The organism is Desulfobacula sp., from assembly GCF_021107415.1.
In genome coordinates this window covers 1-2821 of the sequence record NZ_JAIOSW010000162.1, presented here as the reverse complement: position 1 = coordinate 2821, position 2821 = coordinate 1, and the positions used below count along the sequence as shown (strand labels likewise).

3 protein-coding genes are annotated in these 2821 nt (G+C 37.8%); 1 reads left to right on the top strand and 2 read right to left on the bottom strand.

What is annotated here, in order from left to right; genetic code table 11:
* Positions 1 to 299: 299 nt before the first annotated feature.
* Positions 300 to 1046, bottom strand: coding sequence for a DUF169 domain-containing protein (locus tag K8S13_RS08910; protein WP_291462041.1), 747 nt, complete (start codon positions 1044 to 1046; stop codon positions 300 to 302).
* Between the two features lie 133 nt (positions 1047 to 1179).
* Positions 1180 to 1788: a TetR/AcrR family transcriptional regulator gene (locus K8S13_RS08905; protein ID WP_291462040.1), complete on the bottom strand. Its 609-nt coding sequence runs from the start codon at positions 1786 to 1788 to the stop codon at positions 1180 to 1182.
* A gap of 307 nt (positions 1789 to 2095) precedes the next feature.
* Here K8S13_RS08905 and K8S13_RS08900 point away from each other — a divergent pair.
* The coding region (locus K8S13_RS08900; protein ID WP_291462038.1) for an MFS transporter at positions 2096 to 2821 on the top strand (726 nt) is incomplete at its 3' end.

Below are 2821 nucleotides of genomic sequence, written 5' to 3'. Positions count from 1 at the left end.
CGCCATAAATAGTTGACAGTTTAGGGGCAGCAAAAAGACGCTAATCAAACCTATTCCATTGATATAAAAAGAAATACCATTGTTTTTAAAAAAGAGAGCTTCTATGCTTATAATCTCCACCACGACCCTTTTCCATAATCGAAATTAAATGTTTTTCCTATAATCCAGACAGAATCTTTACTTTCTGCACATAAGGAGGGGGCACCCGAAAAAATAATTAATGATGAAAATAAAATACCTAAAAAGAGAACCAAAAATATTTTTTTTATCGTGTCCATAAATTTATTTCAAAAATTTAACTATTTGATCTTTGAAAATCGTGATTTAATATTCGCCCAACTATCTGTTGCCAGGAAGCTTTCATTCATATTGTTCAACATGCTCAAAAATTTGGACCAGGGAGCAGAAAAAGTAGAAATGTCCGGCTTAAAATTGATCCTTACTGAAGGATCTAAGGGACCCAGAACTGCCTTTGGCTGATCAGATGCAAGCTCATGCATTGGGTAGCCAATAATTGAATCACAACCAGTGCCAAACGGTGCAATCACATCGTATGGTGTCATCGAATCAAAATTTGCTAACCCATGAAGACCAGTTATAACGTCCTGATTGCCGAAGAAAAAAACCACCTGCGGATTATCCTGCTCTTCAAGCGTATCCCAACGCTTAAACACAAGATATTTTCCTGTAGCCTGTTTAGGCGGACGATGTTCATACATGCTATTAAAATGCTCATAGCTTTTTTTAACACGTTCCACATTGCAGACGTAATTCCTTACGTCTTCGGTGATTTCAGTGGTAAAGCCAAAGGGTAGAAAACTCCCAAAACAGCCTAAGTTCTCCATATTAAAGGCACGGGCACGTCCCTTCCTTACCGGAGCTATCTGGCTAAAAATACATGTAAACCCTTTAGAATTAGGCTTGGGAGCGTTTGGAAATTCAACGTTATTTAATTCGTTGGTGTAAAAACTGGCAATGGGTAGTTCACAATCCGGAAAGTACTTTGTCCAGGCTTCCATAAAGTGTTCTTTGATTTCGATGTCCATGATATTCTTCTTTGTATGTTTAATTTTTGTCTGTTCATAAAATGTCCCATTTTCATGGGGGTCTGTATTTTTTGTTTGCTAAAGCAAGCAATTTATAATTATGATAAACACTCACATATTGTTATTGGTCTATCTATTCATCAAGGTCTAATTTGAAAAGATCACAGGCCTTTTTAAAAAAATAATTCCCAAATTCTTCAAAATGATCGTTATTAATTCTAATGTTGGATTTAAAAGTAAATCCTTCAAACAGGGAAAGAAGAAACTCTGTCTGTTCTGCCAAATCTACCTGGCTCGTCCCTTTAAAATGGCCACTGGATTCAACTTCTGCGACCACCATATCGGTCAATTGTCTGTACTTTTGATTGAACCGTAATTTTATCTGATCATCGAATAAACTCAAATAATAGAAGGCATAATAGGATTTCTCACTCAGCAATTGTCGATTTTTCCCCAGTCCGAACATGGTTTTAATTAAAATCTTTAGCCTTTGCGGTCCTTTTGGAATGTCACTGATTACTTCACTAAGGTGCTCAATATATTGATCCATAATAACATCAAAAAGTTCCATTATCATGGCTTCTTTTGAATCAAAATAATGTAGCACCAAATTGGGAGATACTCCCATTTTTTTGGCAATTTTAACCACCGAAGCCTTATGGACACCTTCTTCGTTTATAACCTGCCTGAAATGTTCCAATATCTGTGGCTTGCGTATATTGTCGATTGATTTTCTACCCATGAATGATCTAATAGTCAAAAAAACTTATAAAGTCAAGAATAAATTGTATGCTTGCGCAATAAATCTATTTTTGAGAATTTCAATTCTTCATGAAGAGTACTAATGGTATCTGTCAGGAAGCAAATTCGACAAATTACCGAGCGCTCCATCCACCAGTCCGGACTTTTTAATATTTATCAGAATACTTTATATGGTATGGATAAATTTTTCAGATTCTGTTCAGAAATTTAAATTTTACTTGTGATTGCTTGTGTTGCCTGGCAGAAATATTTTTACTTTTTCAAATAAATTTGATAATTATGCCGGAATGAAAACTCAAAAATTCCAGACAGGCAGAGTAGCGCTTGTCGCTTTTTCCCATTTTATCCATGATGTGTATACAAGCTTTCTGGCGCCTTTACTGCCTTTAATTATAGAGAAGCTCTCACTGACCTTAACCCAGGCAGGGCTTTTATCTACTGTGATGCAGATTCCCGCACTGCTCAACCCTTTTATTGGGCTGTTTGCAGACAACAAAGGCCTTGCGCGATGGCTGGTCATCCTTGCACCAACATTCACGGCCATATTTATGAGCCTTATTTTAAGTGCATCATCCTACTATGTATTGCTGGTTCTTCTTTTTTTGGCAGGTATCAGCGTGGCAGTATATCATGTCCCGACACCTGTTCTGGTTGCAAAGTATTCCGGGGATAGAAAGGGCCGTGGCATGAGCATTTTTATGACAGGCGGGGAATCTGCCAGAACTGTGGGGCCCGTGTTTGCAGTCGCTGCTGTATCGTTTTTAGGGGAGGAGCATTTTTACCTTGTTATGGGATTTGCTATATTAACATCCGTGCTGCTCTATTTTACCCTTGAAAAAGAGGAACAAAAGGCATCCATTAAAAGAAACGGGTCTTTAAAAGCACCATTTCATGAAATTAAACATGTACTGATTCCCCTGTCCGGCATTTTAACAGCACGAGCCTTTATGCATGCATCCATGGGAGTTTTTCTCACGGTTTTTGTGGAAAGACAGACCGGAAGCCTCTGGTTT

Bases quoted from the DNA above. Each gene is read 5' to 3' on its own strand.
- K8S13_RS08910 (WP_291462041.1), bottom strand. From the start codon at position 1,046: ATGGACATCGAAATCAAAGAACACTTTATGGAAGCCTGGACAAAGTAC.
- K8S13_RS08905 (WP_291462040.1), bottom strand. From the start codon at position 1,788: ATGGGTAGAAAATCAATCGACAATATACGCAAGCCACAGATATTGGAA.